The organism is Bacillus sp. JZ39, assembly GCF_053903145.1.
In genome coordinates this window covers 395,614-416,080 of record NZ_CP096389.1, presented here as the reverse complement: position 1 = coordinate 416,080, position 20,467 = coordinate 395,614, and the positions used below count along the sequence as shown (strand labels likewise).

20 protein-coding genes are annotated in these 20,467 nt (G+C 45.7%); 10 read left to right on the top strand and 10 right to left on the bottom strand.

Annotated features, from left to right (window positions below):
• Nucleotides 1-112 precede the first annotated feature (112 nt).
• Nucleotides 113-1,573: an ABC transporter permease gene (locus M1D65_RS02085; RefSeq protein WP_338732276.1), complete on the top strand. Its 1,461-nt coding sequence runs from the start codon at nt 113-115 to the stop codon at nt 1,571-1,573.
• A gap of 15 nt (nt 1,574-1,588) precedes the next feature.
• Complete coding sequence (locus M1D65_RS02080; RefSeq protein ID WP_338732274.1) at nt 1,589-2,269, top strand: ABC transporter ATP-binding protein; 681 nt, start codon at nt 1,589-1,591, stop codon at nt 2,267-2,269.
• Nucleotides 2,270-2,373: 104 nt separating this feature from the next.
• Here the strand turns inward: M1D65_RS02080 and gerKB are convergent, their stop codons facing one another.
• From gerKB to gerKA, 3 genes are read right to left on the bottom strand one after another with little or no spacing between them, the layout of a single operon-like run.
• The gene (gene gerKB / locus M1D65_RS02075; protein WP_161986457.1) at nt 2,374-3,495 is read right to left on the bottom strand and encodes a spore germination protein GerKB; all 1,122 of its coding nucleotides are present in this window, start codon (nt 3,493-3,495) and stop codon (nt 2,374-2,376) included.
• A gap of 24 nt (nt 3,496-3,519) precedes the next feature.
• Nucleotides 3,520-4,743 carry a spore germination protein GerKC gene (gene gerKC / locus M1D65_RS02070; protein ID WP_021481760.1) on the bottom strand — a complete coding sequence of 408 codons (1,224 nt, stop codon included), beginning with the start codon at nt 4,741-4,743 and terminating at the stop codon, nt 3,520-3,522.
• Entirely contained in the window at nt 4,733-6,367 is a 1,635-nt protein-coding gene (gerKA, locus tag M1D65_RS02065) for a spore germination protein GerKA (protein ID WP_038828426.1), read from the bottom strand. Before gerKA ends, gerKC begins: the two co-directional genes overlap by 11 nt.
• 125 nt (nt 6,368-6,492) lie before the next feature.
• On the opposite strand from gerKA, the gene M1D65_RS02060 reads away from it, so the two are divergent.
• The gene (locus M1D65_RS02060) at nt 6,493-6,714 is read left to right on the top strand and encodes a hypothetical protein (RefSeq protein ID WP_014475793.1); all 222 of its coding nucleotides are present in this window, start codon (nt 6,493-6,495) and stop codon (nt 6,712-6,714) included.
• 14 nt (nt 6,715-6,728) lie between these two features.
• Here the strand turns inward: M1D65_RS02060 and M1D65_RS02055 are convergent, their stop codons facing one another.
• Entirely contained in the window at nt 6,729-8,483 is a 1,755-nt protein-coding gene (locus tag M1D65_RS02055) for a right-handed parallel beta-helix repeat-containing protein (protein ID WP_021481762.1), read from the bottom strand.
• Between the two features lie 279 nt (nt 8,484-8,762).
• Between M1D65_RS02055 and M1D65_RS02050 the strand changes: the two genes are divergently transcribed.
• Nucleotides 8,763-10,241, top strand: coding sequence for a peptide MFS transporter (locus M1D65_RS02050; RefSeq protein ID WP_003246610.1), 1,479 nt, complete (start codon nt 8,763-8,765; stop codon nt 10,239-10,241).
• 40 nt (nt 10,242-10,281) lie between these two features.
• On the opposite strand, the gene M1D65_RS02045 is transcribed toward M1D65_RS02050, so the two are convergent.
• The 5 genes from M1D65_RS02045 to M1D65_RS02025 all read right to left on the bottom strand — a co-directional run bounded on the left by M1D65_RS02045 (nt 10,282) and on the right by M1D65_RS02025 (nt 13,936).
• The gene (locus M1D65_RS02045) at nt 10,282-11,127 is read right to left on the bottom strand and encodes an alpha/beta fold hydrolase (RefSeq protein WP_137200578.1); all 846 of its coding nucleotides are present in this window, start codon (nt 11,125-11,127) and stop codon (nt 10,282-10,284) included.
• A gap of 65 nt (nt 11,128-11,192) precedes the next feature.
• Nucleotides 11,193-11,657, bottom strand: a complete 465-nt coding sequence (locus tag M1D65_RS02040) for a pyridoxamine 5'-phosphate oxidase family protein (RefSeq protein ID WP_456270751.1) — start codon at nt 11,655-11,657, stop codon at nt 11,193-11,195.
• Nucleotides 11,654-11,881, bottom strand: coding sequence for a phenolic acid decarboxylase subunit BsdD (gene bsdD, locus M1D65_RS02035; protein WP_010886405.1), 228 nt, complete (start codon nt 11,879-11,881; stop codon nt 11,654-11,656). Before bsdD ends, M1D65_RS02040 begins: the two co-directional genes overlap by 4 nt.
• A gap of 16 nt (nt 11,882-11,897) precedes the next feature.
• Entirely contained in the window at nt 11,898-13,319 is a 1,422-nt protein-coding gene (gene bsdC / locus M1D65_RS02030; RefSeq protein WP_003234529.1) for a phenolic acid decarboxylase BsdC, read from the bottom strand.
• Nucleotides 13,320-13,321: 2 nt separating this feature from the next.
• Nucleotides 13,322-13,936, bottom strand: a complete 615-nt coding sequence (locus M1D65_RS02025) for a non-oxidative hydroxyarylic acid decarboxylases subunit B (protein WP_014478815.1) — start codon at nt 13,934-13,936, stop codon at nt 13,322-13,324.
• 89 nt (nt 13,937-14,025) lie between these two features.
• Between M1D65_RS02025 and bsdA the strand changes: the two genes are divergently transcribed.
• From bsdA to M1D65_RS01995, 6 genes are all read left to right on the top strand, one after another.
• Nucleotides 14,026-14,898 (top strand): transcriptional regulator BsdA, encoded by an 873-nt coding sequence (bsdA, locus tag M1D65_RS02020; protein ID WP_003234533.1) that lies wholly within the window; start codon nt 14,026-14,028, stop codon nt 14,896-14,898.
• A 115-nt stretch (nt 14,899-15,013) separates the two neighbouring features.
• Entirely contained in the window at nt 15,014-15,820 is an 807-nt protein-coding gene (tcyA, locus tag M1D65_RS02015; protein WP_032726543.1) for a cystine ABC transporter substrate-binding lipoprotein TcyA, read from the top strand.
• A complete protein-coding gene (gene tcyB, locus M1D65_RS02010) occupies nt 15,807-16,511 on the top strand; it encodes a cystine ABC transporter permease TcyB (RefSeq protein WP_003234541.1) in 705 nt (234 codons plus the stop codon). The genes tcyA and tcyB overlap by 14 nt, the downstream gene beginning before the upstream one ends.
• 13 nt (nt 16,512-16,524) lie before the next feature.
• Nucleotides 16,525-17,268: a cystine ABC transporter ATP-binding protein TcyC gene (tcyC, locus tag M1D65_RS02005; RefSeq protein ID WP_003234543.1), complete on the top strand. Its 744-nt coding sequence runs from the start codon at nt 16,525-16,527 to the stop codon at nt 17,266-17,268.
• 320 nt (nt 17,269-17,588) lie between these two features.
• Nucleotides 17,589-18,236 (top strand): YczE/YyaS/YitT family protein, encoded by a 648-nt coding sequence (locus M1D65_RS02000; RefSeq protein WP_014475783.1) that lies wholly within the window; start codon nt 17,589-17,591, stop codon nt 18,234-18,236.
• Nucleotides 18,237-18,340: 104 nt separating this feature from the next.
• Nucleotides 18,341-19,015, top strand: a complete 675-nt coding sequence (locus M1D65_RS01995) for a 4'-phosphopantetheinyl transferase (protein ID WP_003234549.1) — start codon at nt 18,341-18,343, stop codon at nt 19,013-19,015.
• On the opposite strand, the gene M1D65_RS01990 is transcribed toward M1D65_RS01995, so the two are convergent.
• Nucleotides 19,010-20,344, bottom strand: coding sequence for an aminotransferase-like domain-containing protein (locus M1D65_RS01990; protein WP_141949516.1), 1,335 nt, complete (start codon nt 20,342-20,344; stop codon nt 19,010-19,012). The two genes, M1D65_RS01995 and M1D65_RS01990, sit on opposite strands and share 6 nt — an antisense overlap.
• Between the last annotated feature and the right edge of the window lie 123 nt (nt 20,345-20,467).

Sequence of the window (20,467 nt, the reverse complement as noted above, 5' to 3'; positions counted from 1 at the left end):
AATAGATTGTTCATATTTTTTTCATACCTTTGGACTACTATTAATTTATCAGCAAGGGGACGCGCCCCAGAGGCGGTCTTATCAATAAAAATACCAATGCGGAGGAACATAAATGAACTTTATCAAACGGGCCTTTTGGAATATGAAGGCTAAAAAGGGAAAAACGTTATTGCAATTATTTGTGTTTACAGTCATATGTGTCTTTGTTCTATCAGGCCTCACCATCCAGTCGGCAGCACAAAAGTCAAGCGAACTGGCCAGACAGGAACTCGGCGGAAGCGTGACACTTCAGGTTGACCGCCAAAAGCAAATGGAAAAGCAGCAGGACAGCGGTGAAAAACGCAGCTTCGAATCAACACCGATCAAAGTGTCTGATGCGAATAAGCTTGCAGCGCTTGATCATGTGAAGAGCTACAATTACACCACATCAGCTTCAGCCAACGCGGGAAACTTTGATGCGATTGAAAGCTCTAGTTCAAGTGATTCCAGCTCCAGCAGTTCAAGCTCAAACGCTAAAAACAGCCAAGGCGGCGGACAAGGCGGACCGCAAATGGTTCAAGCCGATCTTTCTATTGAAGGTGTCATCAGCACAGCATTAGTTGATGATTTCTCTGAAGGGGATTCAAAAATCACAGACGGACGCGCGATTACAAAATCAGATGTCGGCAAAAAAGTAACAGTGATCAACGAAACATTAGCGGAAGAAAATGATTTGAGCGTTGGCGATTCGATCACAATTGAATCAGCAACAGATGAAGATACGACGGTAAAGCTGAAGATCGTCGGTATTTATAAAACAACATCTTCAGGTGATGGCCAAGCCCAAAATTTCTCTTTCTTAAATCCTTATAACAAGCTTTATACGCCTTACACAGCAACAGCGGCATTGAAAGGCGACGACTATAAAAATACGATTGACTCAGCTGTTTACTATATGGACGACGCGAAAAATATGGATACTTTCGTAAAAGCAGCGAAGAAAACATCAATTGACTTTGATACGTACACACTGAATACAAACGATCAGCTTTACCAGCAAATGGTCGGACCGATTGAAAATGTGGCTTCTTTCTCTAAAAACGTGGTGTATCTTGTATCAGTGGCAGGCGCCGTCATTCTTGGCCTGATTGTCATGATGTCAATCAGGGAGCGCAAATACGAAATGGGCGTGTTAATGGCCATCGGTGAAAAACGATGGAAATTGATTGGACAGTTCTTGACTGAAATTCTGATTGTGGCCGTTATCGCTATCGGCCTTGCATCTGTGACGGGAAATCTCGTCGCGAATCAGCTTGGAAATCAGCTTTTATCCCAGCAAATCAGTTCATCAACCGATTCAACGCAAACCGCAAGCGGACAAATGCCCGGCATCGGTGGCGGCATGGGCGGCAAAATGTTCGGCCACAGTTCATCAAACGTAGACGTTATCGATTCACTGAACGTCGCGGTTTCTATGAACGACATGCTTATTCTGGGCGGGATCGGCATCCTAATCGCAATCATTGCAACATTGCTGCCGTCAATTTCAGTACTGCGGCTTCATCCGAAAACGATATTGACAAAACAGGAATAGAAAGAGGCGGAACCTATGAGCTTATTACAATTTCAACAAGTCGGCTACTGGTATAAAGACAAAAGCCAGCCATTGTTTCAGGATATTAACATCAGCTTTCAAAAAGGAAAATTCTACACAATCGTCGGAACATCAGGGACGGGGAAAACCACTTTCCTGTCTCTGGCAGGCGGACTTGACGCACCAAAAGAAGGAAACATCCTTTACGACGGAAGAGCGGTTTCTAAAATCGGCTTAACCAATTTCAGAAATCAATATGTATCAATCGTCTTTCAGGCGTACAACCTGCTCCCGTATATGACGGCTTTGCAGAACGTCACAACCGCTATGGAAATCACAGGTTCTAAAGAAAAGAACAAAGAATCATATGCGCTTGACATGCTGCAGAAGGTTGGCATCAACGAAAAACAAGCCCGGCAAAAAGTGCTCACACTGAGCGGCGGACAGCAGCAGCGGGTATCAATTACAAGGGCTTTCTGCTGTGACACGAATCTTATCGTAGCCGATGAACCGACCGGAAACCTTGATGAGGACACATCAAAAGAGATCGTACGGCTCTTTCAAGATCTGGCACACAAGGAAAATAAATGTGTCATCATGGTGACGCACGATGAACAAATTGCAAAAGTGTCAGACATCAATATCAGACTTTCAAGAGGAAGCTTTACTGTGAAGGAAAACATCGCAGTCGTATAACAAAACGCGCCTCTGCCAGTGCAGACAGGGGCGCACCCTATATCCCCCTTTTATATAGAAGTGAACATAAAAAGAGCGGCGGCTGCATCCCCCCGCTCTTTTTATCATTTTTTTACTTCCGCCCCTTTTGACTTCTCTCTTCGTTTCTTTTTCCAAACAGCCACAATAAACAGAAAGAGCGGAAACAATAATTGAAAAGGCAAATGAATATACAGCGGCACCACTTTCAAGCCTTCGTTCAAGTGCTCTGAAAAGTTAGTCGCGATCGTTATAGAAAGGATTAAGATGCCCAATCCCATCGGATAAGCCAATTGAGAGGGGTTCTTTTCCTTAAAGAGCGTAGATGTCCCAACCACAGTGGCATATAAGTAGAGGCTAACCTTAAAGAAGCCGCCGATGATCAGCGCCAGCATAAAAAAGACATCGAGCCGGTCTAAAAATTCTTCGACCTTGATTGTCTGAATCGTACTTAAAAGCGGGAACTGGGATCTGAGTGTAAGATCAACATCAAGCACGCTGATATTAATCGCCACGGTGAGCGCCACAACCAATCCGCTAATAGCTATGGCAATCATCCCCATTTTTTTCACATCTTTTCTGTCATTCAGGTTAGGGAAAATCATCACAAATAAAACGACTTCGCCAAACGGAACGTACATGGTCTGAGTGAAAACTGAGTAAAGGACAGGAGAAATGCCGTCTGCCAAAACCGGTTTTAAGTTATGCGGGTCTATAGAACCTGAGACAACAATCAGCACGAGGCCGATCGCGCCCAGTAAATACATGGCTCCGAAAAGTAGCTCAGCCGCGCGGGCGAGCACTTCGATTCCTTTTCTTACAGCGTATATGCTAACTATCACTAATAAACCATTTACAATAATGATAGGTGTATCATGATAAGCAAATGTCAGCAGCATTTCTCCAAAGTCACGCAGGACCCTTGCGGCAATATAGGCAAAGTACAAAATATAGAGAAATGAAAACAGCCAGCTCAGCTTGGTTCCCAGCATATCATCCATATATTCTTTCGGAGAAGAATTGGGGTAACATTGATAAATTCCTTGATACAAATAGAAAAGAAACAAACCGGCCGCACACCCCAACAGAACTGCGATCCAAGCATCCCTGCCCGCCATTGATCCCGGTGTAATCAATAAGGAGCTGCCCAGCTCAAAAATGATAATCATGACAAACAGCTGCCTTATGCTTATTCTGGCTTTTTCCATCTGTCACTTCCCCTTTCTTCAGACCTAATCATCTTTAAACTGGTGTTTGATCGGATTGTTCCGCAATCCCGTCCTTCTGATATACGTCTCGGCCTTCACATCGATGGGCAGTTCGGGCAAATATTCTTTGTCCCATGTGTTCTTCATTTTCTCCCACTGCTCCGGATACTTTCTATATATCGTGTCACCAAAACCGACAAAATCTATCTTATTCTTCTTGATCATTTTCACAGTATGGCTGATTTCCTTTTCAAGCTCTTTGTTGAGCGCTTTTTCAATAGCGGCCAGCACCTTCGGATTAGACAATTGGAAAGGGTATTTGACAGCATCTATAATTCCTTCAACCGTCACTTTCACATGGATGTGCGGACGTCCGTTCCGCATATCAGGTACCAGCTTTGTATCTTGATGGGTTACCTGCAAGCTGACCGCATCTTTCGTCTTGCCCCAATCAGCATTAATAAACGTATGCTGGACCTTATTCATAAGCCAGACTGCCCCCACGCTTTCATCATCTTCAATCCAATACTTTAAATACCCAGCCTTATCAAAAACCGCCAAGCCGTCTGCCTGAAGAATGGCTTTCGGGTCAGTTGCCTGCGTGTTTTCCATGCTGACTCCTTTTTTATCATCGCCAATCATCAAATAACCCGGAATAATCGGTGCCCTTGTGTCGCTGGCAAGTGTTTTCAAAACGTCCTGAATATTGGTTTTGACCACCCGCCCGTATTGCGCCTCCGTGAAATCGAGGGTTTTATTGACTTTATTTGACGGAATTTTATCAATAGGCGTCAGGATTTTCACGATGTTTTCTGCTTTTGTTTTATGGGCAACGACGAAGGTCGCCGTTGTCCTGAATTCCGTGTCCCGGTCAAGATTGTCTAATACAAAATCCAGCCCTTCCTCTTTCGCCAGCTTTTCGCTGATTACGACTAGGTTGGTATGGGCAAAATAAAGCCGCCGCGATACCTTCATGGAGGCTTTTCTGAGTGCTTCCGTCAAATTGTCGCCTTCAATTGAATAGACAGATACAGGCGGCCTGTCCCCAGCACCGCCTCCCTGAAGCCCGCCGGCGACATTTCCAGGATTGATAATTTGAAGATGCAGCACGTAGTTGCCTTCGTTTGTCCGATCGATGCCAATCGCCGAGATAATCGCAAGATCTGTCAGTTCACGCTTATCCCAGCAGCCGGGCAGCACAATGACGCTCAAAAGCATAAGAACGGCTAATAGACATTTACGTACCATTCTGATCCCCTTCTTCCAAGTCTTTGTTCACCATTCCTCGTGAAGCGGCCGGCTCTGGGCGTTGATCCTTCCCCTGCCGCACCTTATCTTCCTTACTGATCGATTCCGGCCTTTTTTCATCAGCCCACCACGGAATCCGGAAAAGCGCGTCCTTTACACCTTGTGAAGAAAAGGGTGCAAGCGGCGACATATATGGAACGCCGAATGAACGAAGACTGCATAAGTGGACAAACATCATAATGATCCCTAAAATCAGCCCGTAAAAACCCATAACAGCTGAGGCAATAATAAAAATAAACCGAATAAGCCGGGCTGAAATCGCCATTGCAAACGCCGGTGTTGCGAAACTCGCAATCGCGGTGAGTGCCACGATAATGACCATTGCCGGAGAGACGATACCAGCCTGTACGGCAGCCTGGCCGATTACGAGCGCGCCTACGATTGACACTGCCGAGCCGACAACCCGGGGCAGCCTGACTCCCGCTTCCCTCAGAATCTCAAAAGCAACCTCCATCGTCAGCGCCTCCACAACAGCTGGAAACGGGACAATCTCCCGCTGGGCCGCAATGACCACTAACAGCTGAGTCGGTATCATTTCTTGATGAAACGTCGTGGCTGCCACGTATACAGCTGGTGCCACAAGCGAAATGAAAAAGACTAGAACACGAAGAATCCGTATGCTTGTCGCAATGTCAAAACGCGAATAATAATCCTCAACAGACTGAAAAAATTGGACAAATAAGGCCGGGGCAATAAGCACAAACGGTGTTCCGTCCACAATAATCGCGAATCTTCCTTCTAACAGATTTCCCGCTACAACATCAGGGCGTTCTGTATGATACATAGTCGGAAACGTCGTAAAGGTTTCATCTTCAATCAGCTGCTCAATATATCCAGATTCCAAAATACTGTCAATATCTATTTTTTCCAGGCGCTGCTTCACTTCCTTCAGCACCTTTTCATCACATATTCCTTGAATGTACATGAGGGCGATATCCGTATTCGTAACAGAACCTTTTTTCATTTTTTCAACCCATAAATTCGGATTTTTAATGTATCGCCGGATCATGGAAATATTGGTTTGCAGAGACTCTGTAAACCCTTGGCGCGGGCCGCGGAATGACACCTGGGTGCTCGGCTCTTGGATGGAGCGCTGCTCTCCCCCTTGAGTGCTGCAAATCAAAGCTTCATCATAGCCATCAGCAAAAATGAGCGCATTGCCAAGCATTAACTCGGAAAAAAGCTTGTCCCAGCTCTTTTCCGCTTTCACCCCGCCCAGCGGGAGCGTTTTTTCAAGAATTTGCTGGATCGCATGAGTATTCTGGATAGACTCATCCTGTACCAATGGGTCAATTAACGACTCATGGATCGTGTTATTATCGACCAGCCCAGCAATATAGATAACAGCTAGGTGGACATGATCCTGCTCCCCGATTTTAATCTCGCGAATGATGACGTCAGAGCTGCTTCCGACTTCCTTTTTCGTTTCCGCTATATTCTTGGCCAAACTTGGAGAAATGAGAACCGGCCTTTCTTTTTCTTGCTTCTGTTCCTGATTCTTTTCTTCTGTATTGCGCTTGTCTTTCGAACTTGTATTGTTCTTTCGCTTAGAAAATAAAGGCATACACAAATACCTTTCCTTGTCGTTTTCTCATATTCTTCCTTTTAAAATTGAGATTATGCATTAGGTTTAGATGCGGTATAACTTCTCCGCCAACGATAGACACTAAAAGCGGAGGATGATGAAGCATGAAGATATTGGGCGTGACAGGAGTTATATTAATTTGTTTATTAGCTATTTCTGTATTGATGGACATGCTTCAAGGGTTCAGTTTAACAAAAGCCATTTATAACAATATGTCCAGCTTTAAGATGACAACATTTGCGGAATGGGTCGTGCTTTTATTTTTTGTGTTAGTACTTGTGAGAGAAATGTACGTGATCTATAAATCGAAAAAAAAGAACCCCTAGAGGGGGCGCTTTTTTCAGACGATAATATTGCCGTCTATTGCATCACTGCTGTGTTTGTTGATAGTCCCTTTAAAAATGCGGTTGCCGATGATTTTGGAATTGGTTGACGTGTTTGTTTGAATAGCTGTCGCAGTGCCCGCGGAGAGGTTATTGATGGTGTTTCCTGAGATGATAGAGCCTGCAGAGCCATTGAGATAAATCACAATCGGATTCCCGGCTGTTCTGTTGACTGAAATGGTATTATCAAAAATCTCATGCACACCGGCGCTGATATAGATGGTGACCAAAAGCGGAGATCGCTCTAAGTGGTTGCCGATAATTGAGGTTTTTGCACTTGTGGAGCAGTAAATGGGGTAATTTTTAAACTCTTTAAATGTATTGTTTTTGATGATAGCGCCGGCATTGTTTGTAACGGAAACAGAATATGATTCCGGCACTGCTTCAAACGCGCCAGGATTCAGTGTATTCCCTTCAATCACCGCGTTCCCTTGAGCAATCCAAATGCCTCGGCTGAATTTTCTCAGGAGATTATCTTTAATGATCATGTTTCCGCCCGAAACGCTCACACCGTCAACGACTTGAATGAGACAGTTATTCAGAAAAGCGGTGTCATCTGAAAGCACTGCACGAAGACCGATGCTGCGCCTTGTTTCAGACAGTCCGTTTTGAATTTGGTTTCCGTCTACCTTTACGTCGGAGGACTGATAAACCAATATCCCTGTGTTTTCAAAGTTGCTGATTTTGTTGTTCGTCACAAGAACGCTCTTTCCCCTGACATCAATTCCAGTTGAAAATCCGGTAATGAGGTTGCCAGCGATCACTGCATCACTGGTCTCTTTTCCTTGTGATACACCGAGTCCGGTTATCCCGACTCTTGGCGCAGCCGCCGCGTCTTCAGGGCGTCTCAGAATATTGCCCTTGATCACTGTTTGCGTCCCATATCCGTAGCTGATTGTATTGTCTGAGTGATTTCCTTCTATTAAAATGCCATACCCGTTAAAATTGGTCACAGAACTTGAAACGTTTCCAACAAAGTGGTTATTGCGAATTGATACATTAATCGGTTCCTCATAATCAACGTCACCTTCGCCATATCCTTCAATGTCAATTCCGAATTTCGGGGCTGTTCCATTCCCCGTTCCGGCATCTTCAATCAAGCATTCCTCCACCGTGACCATGTCACATCCGGTAATGGAAATGTTATTTCTCCTTGACCGCCGAACCTCACAGCGGCGGATGATAATTTGCTCTGACGTTCGATAATCTTGATTGGTCTTTAATCCCCTTGGGCTGACTATGATCCCATCGCCGGTAAAATCAGAAATTTTCACATCATCAATGACAACATTCGAGCATCCTTCAATACATATGCCAAAGCCCCATTCATGGGTTGACCTTATCCCTGCCGAGGCATACGTATGCTCATCCCGTTCGCCGATAATTTGTCCCCCGGAAATGGTTATATTCTCTTGCTTGCCTACATAAAATGCGGAATAACCCCACGAACTATTCGGTATCACTTTCATGATACATTCGGGGTCCATCATAATCTCAAGGTTGCCGGGAACAATGATCCCCGCGTTTCGAAACCTCTGATTAAGATCTCCGCCAAGCGTTGCGTCTATTAAATATGTTCCCTTTGGAAACCAGACAGTATGATAGCCTTTCGAAACAGCTGTACTGAGGCACTGATTAATCCGTTCTGTCGAATCCGTTTTACCATCTCCAGGAACACCGAAATCCGCTGCATTTAATATGAATTCAGCCAATTGCGAGCCTCCTTCTCTATGATTACTATCATGTTACTCACAAAGGCCCGATCTGCTTGTACATTTCTCTAAAATTTTATTAAAAAAATATAAAGGAATAGTTGTGTAAGAAAATCTCACGATAAAAAGTTTAAAAATTAGGAGGAAATCACTATTTTTAGGTATTTATAATTTTTCCAATATGGAACTATTTGAAATGAGTATAAATTATATTGACACAAGTATTATATAAGAATATGATTTTTATAATACACTTTTTTTAGAAAGGGTTTGGCTGACATGGCTTCGATTGATAACGAAAGTATCATTAAAAGCGTCCCGCAAAAAGGGTTCTTTGGTCACCCGCGAGGACTATTTACACTATTTTTCACCGAATTTTGGGAGCGTTTCTCTTACTATGGAATGAGAGCAATCTTACTTTACTATTTGTATACAGAGACGGTAAACGGAGGGCTCGGCTTTGACAAGGGCACTGCGGTTGCCATTATGTCGATTTACGGATCACTCGTATACATGTCCACCATTATTGGCGGATGGCTCGCTGACCGGGTATTCGGTACCGCAAACACCGTGTTTTACGGCGGCATATTCATTATGTTCGGCCACATTGCACTCGCCTATCCGGGCAGTTCGATAGCATTCTATATCAGCATGGTGCTTATCATTGTCGGAACAGGCTTATTAAAACCAAACGTTTCAAGCGTAGTTGGGGATCTTTACACGAAAGAAGACCCGCGCCGCGACTCAGGTTTCAGTATTTTCTACATGGGGATTAACCTCGGTGGTTTACTCGCGCCGTTAATTGTCGGAACACTCGGACAGAAGTACAACTATCATCTCGGATTCGGAGCTGCCGCGGTCGGAATGCTTCTCGGACTTATCGTATTTGCTTTGACAAGAAAGAAAAACCTCGGGCTTGCAGGTTCCAATGTGCCGAATCCGCTGTCTAAAAAATCTGCAATTGGCACCGGAATCGGTGTTATCATTGTGGCGATCGCAGTGATTATCTCTGTACAAACAGGCGTGCTGACGATCAAACGTTTCATCGACCTTGTAAGTATTCTCGGTATTTTGATTCCTGTGATTTATTTCATCATCATGTTTACAAGCAAAAAAGCGGACAAAACAGAAAAATCCCGTCTTGCCGCTTACGTTCCTTTGTTTATCGGTGCTGTCATGTTCTGGGCCATTCAGGAACAGGGAGCGACCATTCTTGCGGTATACGCTGATGAACGCATAAGACTTTCATTGGGCGGATTCGAACTTCAGTCATCATGGTTCCAATCATTAAATCCATTGTTTGTTGTCATTTTTGCGCCAATATTCGCATGGCTCTGGATGAAGCTTGGCAAACGTCAGCCGTCTACACCAGTTAAATTCTCAATCGGAATTATTTTAGCCGGATTGTCATTTATCATTATGGTATTCCCTGCTATGCAAGGAAAAGAAGCACTCGTAAGCCCGCTTTGGCTCGTTCTCAGCTTCCTGCTTGTCGTGCTTGGAGAGCTGTGCCTGTCTCCAGTCGGTTTATCCGTGACAACGAAACTGGCACCAGCTGCCTTCTCTGCACAGACAATGAGTATGTGGTTTCTGACGAACGCAGCAGCCCAAGCGATCAATGCCCAAGTAGCCGGATTGTTTGATAAAATTCCTGAAACAATGTACTTCGGCACCATCGGTTTGATTTCTATCGTTCTTGGCGGCATTCTCCTGCTGCTCTCGCCGGTTATCAAACGCGCGATGAAAGGGGTCTTATAATCAGAAACAGCCCGCGGATTTTGATCTGCGGGCTGTTTTTTTATTGATCCAGCCATTTGCTGAAGCTTTGATCAAAGGCTTCCGGTTCTTCCAGCATCGGCTGATGGCCGCTCTTTTCAAAAATAACCTTATCCACATGGGGATATAAACCGTCAACAGCATCCCATAGCGCAACAGGCGCAACCAAATAATCATATCTCCCTAATCCGATATACACCGGCATACGAACATCAGCTAACCGCTGAATAAGATCAAGCCGGGCAAATGTTTTGCCCCATAATTCATCCATGATCGGCATATTCGTGAATACACCGTCCCATAAGGCCGCAGCATGCGGCCGCTCTTGATAAAAGCTTTTCGCTTCAGCGCGAATACACATGTGCACAAAGCGCCTTTTAGGATCTTTGTCGATGTCCTGCGGCAAATTCGCGATGTCTTTTTCAAAGCGTTTCTTTCTCTCAAGACTGGCTGTTTCCATGAAAAATGATTCGCTTTTCCGCTGTCTTTCTTCACTGTTATCAGGCGCAGTATTGAAGAGCGCCACCTTCCGAACTTGTTTGGGATATGTCCTGGCATACTCTAAAGCCATAAAAGCGTGCCCGGAATGTCCCAGAATAGTAACATCCTCAAGCTGAAGAAATGTTCTCATCCTTTCGATATCAGCCAAGACGGCATCAAGCCTCGAATCCTCCGCACGAAGCTCCCGCTTAGGCTTAGCAAATCCCCTATGGTCGACAAAGACCCATTGATATTTCTGTTTGATATCTGAGGAAAAAAGGCGCGGATAGTAAACCGCACTCCCGATCACAAGGATGGGTGCGCCCTCGCCCTCAATTCGATAAGCTAAATCAAAGCCGTCCGAGTGACAGATCCCCGCACGTTCCATTTCTCACGCCCCCTTTGTTTTCATTATATAAAAAAAGCCTGACGCATGGCGTCAGGCTATCGCTATTACCGCTTTAAATCTTCCAGGGTCTTTTCCCATCTGCTCAGCACCTCTTCAGGGCTGTGAAGCTGTATACGGACACCAGAAGTCAAATCAGCGTATTTCGCAACGTCCTCCTTCACTGAAACGATGCGGCAGGAAAAACGGTCTCTTTCATATTCGGCATCTTTCAAAGGCGGTAAAGGCGCGCATTCAAGCTTTACATAATAGGCCGCTCCCTTCCACCACGCCGTGAACTGTGCTTTTCCTGTGCGAAGGATGTTGGCCGAAGTCATTGTGTTTTTCCACAGAGCGATTCGGATATCAGTTCGGCTCAGCGCGATAATTTCACCCGCACTGATCATAGCGGCATGCGGCCAGCCATCCTCTGATACTGTTTGCAGAACGAAGGCCTCATGCTGCTTCTCATTCAGGCAGCTCCCGTCAAGCAGCTCAAAGAGACGGTCTGACATACAGTTCACGCGGATCAAGCCTTTCGTTCCGGCACCGCCGGAACTTCAATTGCTGTTTCTGTTTCCTTTGGATCAATTTTAAACGCTGGATTGTATTTTTCGGGATTTGTAATGCTTTCCGGTTCACAGGATCTCCATGTAAAAAAGCATGTTTGGCACTGATAAACTTCCCATGCGCCTTCTACAGGCGATTTGCTCATGACTTCTCCCTTTTTTGAGTCGCATCGAGGACATGTATGCATTTCGAACATCCTTTCCTTATTTATTCATTAAGTCCATTAGTTTTTGTTCCCATTCTTTCGTTGTTAGCGGAGAATCAAGCGGCTGTGAATAATGGCCTCTTGTTTCCGGCGCAACCGGTGTAGTGGCGTCGAGAATCATTTTGTGAGTGATTCCTGATGGATTGGATCCCGGATCAAGCGGCAGGACAGATAAGTCCGGAATGATGACCGCATCGTGTTTCGGATGCATTTTGGTCGAAAGCGCCCACATGACCTGCGGAAGGTTGAATGGATCGACATCCTCATCAACGACAATGACCATTTTGCAGTAGCCGAGTCCGTGCGGCGTTGTGAGTGCGCGCATGCCGACCGCTTTCGCAAATCCGCCATAGCGGGTTTTTGTGGAAACAATCGCGATTAAACCGTGTGTGTACATGGCGTTCACTGCCACAATTTCGTTCGGATACGCTTCTTTTAACTGCTGATAAAGCGGCACGCATGTGTTAATGCCGATCATGTAATCGCATTCTGTCCAAGGCATGCCTAAGTATAAATGTTCAAAGATCGGATTGTTTCTGTGATAGACGCGTTTAATTTTGATAATCGGCATGCTGCGTCCGCCGGAATAATGGCCTGTGAATTCACCAAACGGCCCTTCATATTCGCGCTCTCCGGCAATAATCTCACCTTCAAGCACCACTTCAGCGCCCCACGGAACATCAAGATCAGACAGCTTTGATTTGACGATGCGATATGGTTCGCCTTGAATCGCACCTGCCATTTCGTATTCTGATTGATCATAGAGAAGCGGAGTCGATGCCGCCGTTGTAATGACCGGCTCACAGCCGAGCGCAATGGTGACCGGAAGATTGATGCCGCGTTCTTCAGCTTGACGCAGATGGATTGCAATATCGTGCTGCGGGACAGGCTGAATGCCGAGGCGGTCTTTTCCTTTGACTTGCATTCTGTAAATGCCGACATTTTGTTTGCCGAAGTTGTCAGGGTCCTCAAGATCACGGGAAATAACACACGCTTTGTCTAGATAGTAGCCTCCGTCTCCTTGGTTTATTCTGAAAAGAGGCAGTATATCGAACAAATTGATATCTTCTGTGATTTCATTTTCATGAAATGGCGCTGTTTCCTCACGTTTGACCGGCATCGGAAATTGGTCATAACGCTTTGCGAATTCAAAAAACTGTTCTTTTACCGGTGTGTCTTTCGGCATGCCCAGCATCATTGCATGGTTTGGCCAAGAGCCGATGACATTCATCGCAATTCGTGCGTTATGATAGCCGTAAATGTTGTTAAATAAGAGCGCGGGGCTTTTATCGCCAAGATTGCTGGCTGCCCGTGCGGCGGCCCCTAAATCCGGTTCCGGCTTTACCTCTTCATTCACTGTAAGCAGCTGTCCTTCTTTTTCAAGGGCAGCGAGAAATTCTCTGAAATCTTGATAAGCCATGATCAAGCTCCTCCTTTTTGTTTTTCAATCCCATTCCAGCGCTTCGCTTCAGGAAGCCGAATGCCGAATTGGTCCAACGTTCTGAACACAATATGGTCAACCATTTCCTCTAAGCTGCTCGGCTGATTATAAAATGCCGGCATCGGAGGAAGAATGATGGTGCCCATTTTCGTAAGCGCTAGCATATTTTCGAGATGAATCTGGTTCAAAGGCGTCTCTCTCGTTAAGAGGACGAGTTTTTTTCTCTCCTTGAGCATGACATCCGCCGCACGTGTCAGCAGATTATCCGCCATGCCGGTGCGAATGCTTGCGAGAGATTTCATGCTGCACGGCGCAACAATCATTCCATCGGTATCAAACGACCCGCTTGAAATGGCTGCCGCCTGATCCTTATGTGAATAAGTGTATGTGGCCAGTTGTTCTACTTCTTGTAAGGTATAGCCTGTTTCATGTTTGATCGTGACGTTTGCCCAAGGAGACACAACGAGATGGGTTTCCACTCCGGCGGCCTTCAGCCACTGCAGCAGCCTGACCCCGAAAATGGCCCCTGTTGCCCCTGTCATTCCGACAACGAGTTTCACTTTGCCCCCTCCTTTACGCTTGAATTCTGCTTTCATTTCAATCATACTCCTGATATATCCATATGAAAAATATCTATTAAATCTATATTTAATACCTAAAAGGTATGATAAGGAGGCGCTTTCTTTTGGACATTCGCCAGCTTCGATACTTCATTACCATTGCCCAAGAACAGAAAATCACGTCCGCAGCCAAAAAGCTTCACATGGCGCAGCCGCCTTTAAGCAGGCAGCTCAAACAGCTGGAGGACGAACTTGGTGTTGTTCTGTTTGACCGGAACAAGAAAAAACAAATGACTCTTACATATGAAGGAGCTGTTTTTCTAAAAAGAGCAAAAGAGATTCTGCATAGGTTTGAAGATGCAGTCATTGAGGTACAGGAGCTGAAGGAGGAAGTAGCCGGCACACTTGCCGTGGGATCAACGATTTATTGCGCGGCTTTGATGCTTGAAAAAGTAACACAGATCAAAGAGAGATACCCCCATCTCACCTTTAATATTTGGGAAAATGAACCCGCGACACTGTTGGAACTGCTGGAAAGCCGGCAAATCGATGCGGCGGTCACGACAACACTGATCAAAAGTGACACGGTACAATTCAAACAGCTTGATGACATTCCATGTGTGCTCGTGCTTTCAGATGAAGCCGGATATCCGTGCGGAGACACCATTAAGATGGAGGACATTCCTTCATTTCCGCTGATCCTGCTGCGGCCTGTCAATGGAAAAGGCGTCTATAATCAGGTCATGAATGAATTTCATCGTTTGAATCTGGAGCCGCGCATTGTTTGTGAATGCCACGACTCTGCAACTTTGCTCAGCCTCGTGTCATCCGGATTCGGTGCGTCTATTTTGCCCGTCACAATGATTCCCGTTCATATGAGAAATCACGTTCACACCGTCCATATCGAAAATAATCCCTTCATTATGACACCGGCTGTCATGTGGAGAACGGACAGTTATTTGCCTAAACCGGCACAGCAATTTTTGGATTTATTTTAAAAGAATTTGCCTTATGAAAACCAATTACTTGACTCATACTAAAAAAAAGTTATCCTTTAGATTTGTAAGCTATTTTTTTATTTCAATAAAATCAACCAGAAAAGTGGGGAATAAGATGAAAAAAGCATTATTGGCTTTATTCATGGTCGTAAGTATTGCAGCTCTTGCAGCTTGCGGAGCAGGAAATGACAATCAGTCAAAAGATAATGCCAAAGATGGCGATCTTTGGGCTTCAATTAAGAAAAAAGGTGTGCTCACAGTCGGAACGGAAGGAACATATGAGCCGTTCACTTACCACGACAAAGACACTGATAAACTGACTGGCTATGATGTCGAAGTTATCACAGAAGTCGCAAAACGCCTCGGGCTTAAAGTGGACTTTAAGGAAACACAGTGGGACAGTATGTTTGCCGGCCTGAATTCCAAACGGTTTGACGTTGTTGCCAACCAAGTCGGAAAAACAGATCGTGAAGACAAATATGATTTCTCAGATAAATACACAACATCAAGAGCTGTTGTCGTAACGAAAAAAGACAACAACGATATTAAGTCTGAAAAAGACGTAAAAGGAAAAACGTCAGCTCAATCACTGACAAGCAACTACAACAAATTAGCTACAAATGCCGGCGCTAAAGTAGAAGGCGTTGAAGGTATGGCGCAGGCCCTTCAAATGATCCAGCAAGGCCGCGTCGATATGACATACAACGATAAGCTTGCCGTATTGAACTACTTAAAAACATCTGGCAATAAAAACGTGAAAATCGCGTTTGAAACAGGTGATCCTCAGTCAACATATTTCACGTTCCGTAAAGGAAGCGGCGAGGTTGTTGATCAAGTCAACAAAGCATTAAAAGAAATGAAAGAGGACGGGACTCTTTCTAAAATTTCTAAAAAATGGTTCGGCGAAGATGTTTCTAAATAATCTGCCGGCATTGACGCTTGGCACGGCGATCCCGTGGGATCTGGTGCAGCAGTCATTCTGGCCGATACTTTCAGGGGGAATCTACTATACGATTCCCCTTACGATTCTTTCCTTTATATTCGGAATGATCCTGGCGCTGATTACGGCGCTTGCCAGAATGTCGAAAGTGAGACCTTTGAGATGGGTGTTCAGTGTATACGTATCCGCAATACGCGGCACTCCTCTTCTCGTTCAATTGTTCATCATTTTCTATCTGTTCCCGGCCTTTAACGTCACATTAGATCCATTTCCAAGCGCAGTTATCGCCTTTTCATTAAACGTCGGCGCCTATGCATCTGAAATCATTCGGGCATCTATTTTATCCGTGCCGAAAGGGCAATGGGAAGCCGGCTACACAATTGGCATGACACATCAAAAAACGCTGTTCCGCGTCATTTTGCCGCAGGCGTTTCGTGTGTCGATCCCGCCATTATCCAATACCTTTATCAGCCTGATTAAAGATACATCCCTCGCCTCTCAAATTCTGGTCGCTGAGCTGTTCAGAAAAGCCCAGGAAATCGGCGCGCGGAATCTTGATCAAATTTTAGTGATCTATATTGAAGCAGCCTTTATTTATTGGATTATCTGCTTCCTGCTCTCACTCGTCCAGCATGTCATCGAACGGCGTCTTGACCGCTACGTGGCCAAATAAGGAGGTTCCGAGTATGCTTACCGTTAAAGGATTAAACAAATCATTCGGTGAAAATGAAATTTTAAAAAAGATAGATATGAAGATTGAAAAAGGAAAAGTCATCGCCATACTTGGGCCTTCAGGTTCAGGGAAAACGACGCTGCTTCGCTGCCTGAACGCTCTGGAGATCCCGAATCGCGGAGAGCTTGCATTTGATGATTTCTCCATCGATTTCTCCAAAAAGGTGAAACAGGCAGATATCCTAAAGCTTCGCCGAAAATCCGGAATGGTGTTTCAGGCGTATCACCTGTTCCCGCACCGCACAGCCCTCGAAAACGTGATGGAGGGCCCTATTCAGGTGCAAAAACGGAACAAAGAGGAAGTCAGAAAAGAAGCGATTCAGCTTCTTGATAAAGTCGGATTGAAGGACAAAATGGATTTATATCCGTTCCAGCTTTCCGGCGGCCAGCAGCAGCGCGTCGGCATCGCCCGCGCACTGGCGATTCAGCCTGAGCTCATGCTGTTTGACGAACCGACCTCAGCGCTTGATCCCGAGCTTGTCGGAGAGGTGCTGAAGGTTATCAAGGACTTGGCCAATGAAGGCTGGACCATGGTCGTCGTGACCCACGAAATCAAGTTCGCGCAGGAAGTTGCGGATGAAGTCATCTTCATCGACGGCGGCGTTATCGTGGAGCAAGGACCGCCGGAGCAAATTTTCTCTGCACCAAAAGAAGAACGGACACAGCGGTTCTTGAACCGGATTTTGAACCCGCTGTAATAAGAAAAACAGGGCGCCAGCGCCCTGTTTCAGATTATTGACAAAATCCTAAAACGATTTTCGTTTTAGGATTTTGTGATTTTCAGCGTGATTGAAAACCTTTGAAGTCTAGGAAGGGCGAGCATTGGAGCACAGCGAATGTTAAATTCGTGAGCACCGAAGCACAGGCCTGACAACGAATGCAAGGGTTTGCCAACACGCTGAAACAGGGCGCCCGCGGCGGCCCTGTTTTTTTGTTGATCCCCTTTCGCCTATTCCGCCCTTCTGTCAGATGTGCTACAATGACAATCGACTGATTTTTACGAAAGAAGGGACCTCACGTGAAGCAAGAACTTGTTCTGCGCTGGACATTTTATTTTGCCGGTTTGATCATTTTGGCTTTTGGTGTATCCCTGACGATAGAAGGAAAAGCACTCGGCATTAGTCCGTGGGATGCATTTCATTACAGCCTGTTTCAGCACTTCGGGCTTACCGTCGGCCAGTGGTCCATCATTATTGGAGCGCTCATCGTCGGATTCACGTCATTGTTTACGAGAGCTTGGCCGAAAATTGGTGCCCTCCTGAATATGGTGCTCATTGGTGTATTTATAGATTTTTTCAATTTCATTCTGCCTGCCCCCTCGACCTACACAGGCTCGATCATCGTCTTCTCTCTAGGCGTGGTGCTGATCGGTTACGGCGTCGGTGTTTATGTATCAGCAGGCCTTGGCGCGGGGCCGCGTGATTCACTGATGATGCTGATTACAGAAAAAACCGGCTGGAATGTGCAATGGGTGCGGAACGGCATGGAAATAACCATTTTGTTTGCGGCATGGGGCATGGGCGGGCCGATCGGTTTTGGCACCATTTTGACCGCCATCCTCACCGGACTTATTTTGCGCTTTTCATTGCCCCAGTCAATCCAGCTGCTGAATTATGCTGTGGCAAGGCGGACAGCCGCTGTGAAAGCATCTCCGCCTGTACACTAAAACAAAGCCGCCTTGGCTTTGTTTTTTTATTTTCTCCTCTATATGAGTCTTGTGGAAGTATGATAGGATGGTTTTGACAATCTTTTGCAGACGGAGGATCTAGAATGAAGATTTACGGAATTTATATGGACCGCCCGCTTTCACAGGAAGAAAATGAACGGTTCATGTCTTTCATATCACCTGAAAAACGGGAGAAATGCCGGAGATTTTATCATAAAGAAGATGCTCACCGCACCCTGCTGGGAGATGTGCTCGTTCGCTCAGTCATAAGCAGGCAGTATCAGTTGGACAAATCCGATATCCGCTTTAGCACGCAGGAATACGGGAAGCCGTGCATCCCTGATCTTCCCGACGCTCATTTCAATATTTCTCACTCCGGCCGCTGGGTCATTTGCGCGTTTGATTCACAGCCGATCGGCATAGATATCGAAAAAACGAAACCGATCAGTCTTGAGATCGCCAAGCGCTTCTTTTCAAAAACAGAGTACAGCGACCTTTTAGCAAAAGACAAGGACGAGCAGACAGACTATTTTTATCATCTATGGTCAATGAAAGAAAGCTTTATCAAACAGGAAGGCAAAGGCTTATCGCTTCCGCTTGATTCCTTTTCAGTGCGCCTGCACCAGGACGGACAAGTATCCATTGAGCTTCCGGACAGCCATTCCCCATGCTATATCAAAACGTATGAGGTCGATCCCGGCTACAAAATGGCTGTATGCGCCGCACACCCTGATTTCCCTGAGGATATCACAATGGTCTCGTACGAAGAGCTTCTATAAATGGCTCATCAACAGCTTGACACCGCGCTCAATATCTTCCGTTTTCACATTCGAAATATTGATTTTTAATAGATTTTCTTTCGGATAATCTGATAAATAATGACGGTCTATCGCCTCAAGGAGAACCCCTTGTTTTTTCAGTCTATGAATCACTCTTGAGGCGGGCAGATCCTGAGGAAGCACCAGATGGGTGTGCATACAGGGTGCCTGCCCGCTGGAGAACGTAAAGCGTCCGCTTCCCAGCTGCCTGTGAGTTCGAATGGCTTGATGTAGCCTCAGCGACCGCTCTTTATAAGAATCTCTGATTTTCTCCTTATGCCTGCCATACATACCGCTTTTCAGGTAAATCTCCAATGCCGCTTGAGAAATCATCGAACAGTCGATGTCGTTCAGTTTTTTGTACGCATAGAACGTGTCAGTCAGCGCTTCGGGCAAAACAGCCGCCCCCACGCGGAGGCCGGGGAACATCATTTTCGAGAAGCTTTTCAAATAGATGACATGTGAGGACAGATCATATGCGTACAGCGGATCTGCCTTTTTATTTTCCTCCAGATCACCGAGGTAATCATCCTCAACGAGATAGACATCATACGCTTCTGCCAGTCTCACAAGCTCCTGTTTATCACGCTCTGACAATGAGCACCCAAGCGGGTTATGGAAGCGCGGCATCGTATAAAAAAATTTAATCGATTCTGTTTGAAATAACCGCTCAACCTTGGCTATATCAAGCCCTTCTTCTGTTCGTTTCACCCCGATGGCGGGAATCCCAAGTGTCTCAAGCTGTTCGACCATCAAATGGTAGCCCGGCTGTTCAATGGCGATCTTCTCTTTCCCATTTGGGAACGGCATGGCACAAAGCAAGGATAACGCCTGCTGGACACCTGATGTAATGAAAATATGCCGTTCATCCGCAAATACCTGTTGAGTGGCCAAGAGCTTTTGGAGTACGCGGATGAGTGATGGAAGCCCCTTTGGCGTCCCATAAATAAACAAATCGTTTTTGTATGTATCAATCGCTTTGTTGATGCAGTGCTGAAAATCAAGATACGGAAACACATCTGGGTCCGGCGCAGATGTGGCAAAGTCGATGGGGCCAGGCTGCCCGCTTCTTGATTTCCCTGTCTTTTTCACAATATAATAGCCGCTTTTCGGAACAGAATAGATAAGGTGGCGCTTTTCCAGCTCCTGCAGCGCGCGGATCACTGTGCTTTTGCTGACTTGGTAGCGGGCGGACAGCTGACGGATAGATGGAAGCCTGTCTCCTTCTTGATAGGCGGTGCTTTGCATTATCTCCTCTATCCTCGTTAATAGACTCATATATTTCTCCATGCCTTCTCCCCCTGTTTTGTACCGGTACAGTTCATTGTTTTTCTCATTGTACCGTTCTGACCGCGGCCATACAATAAAGGGAGCGACCGGCGCTGCAATTCAGGTAAAGGAGCCCTTCCCATT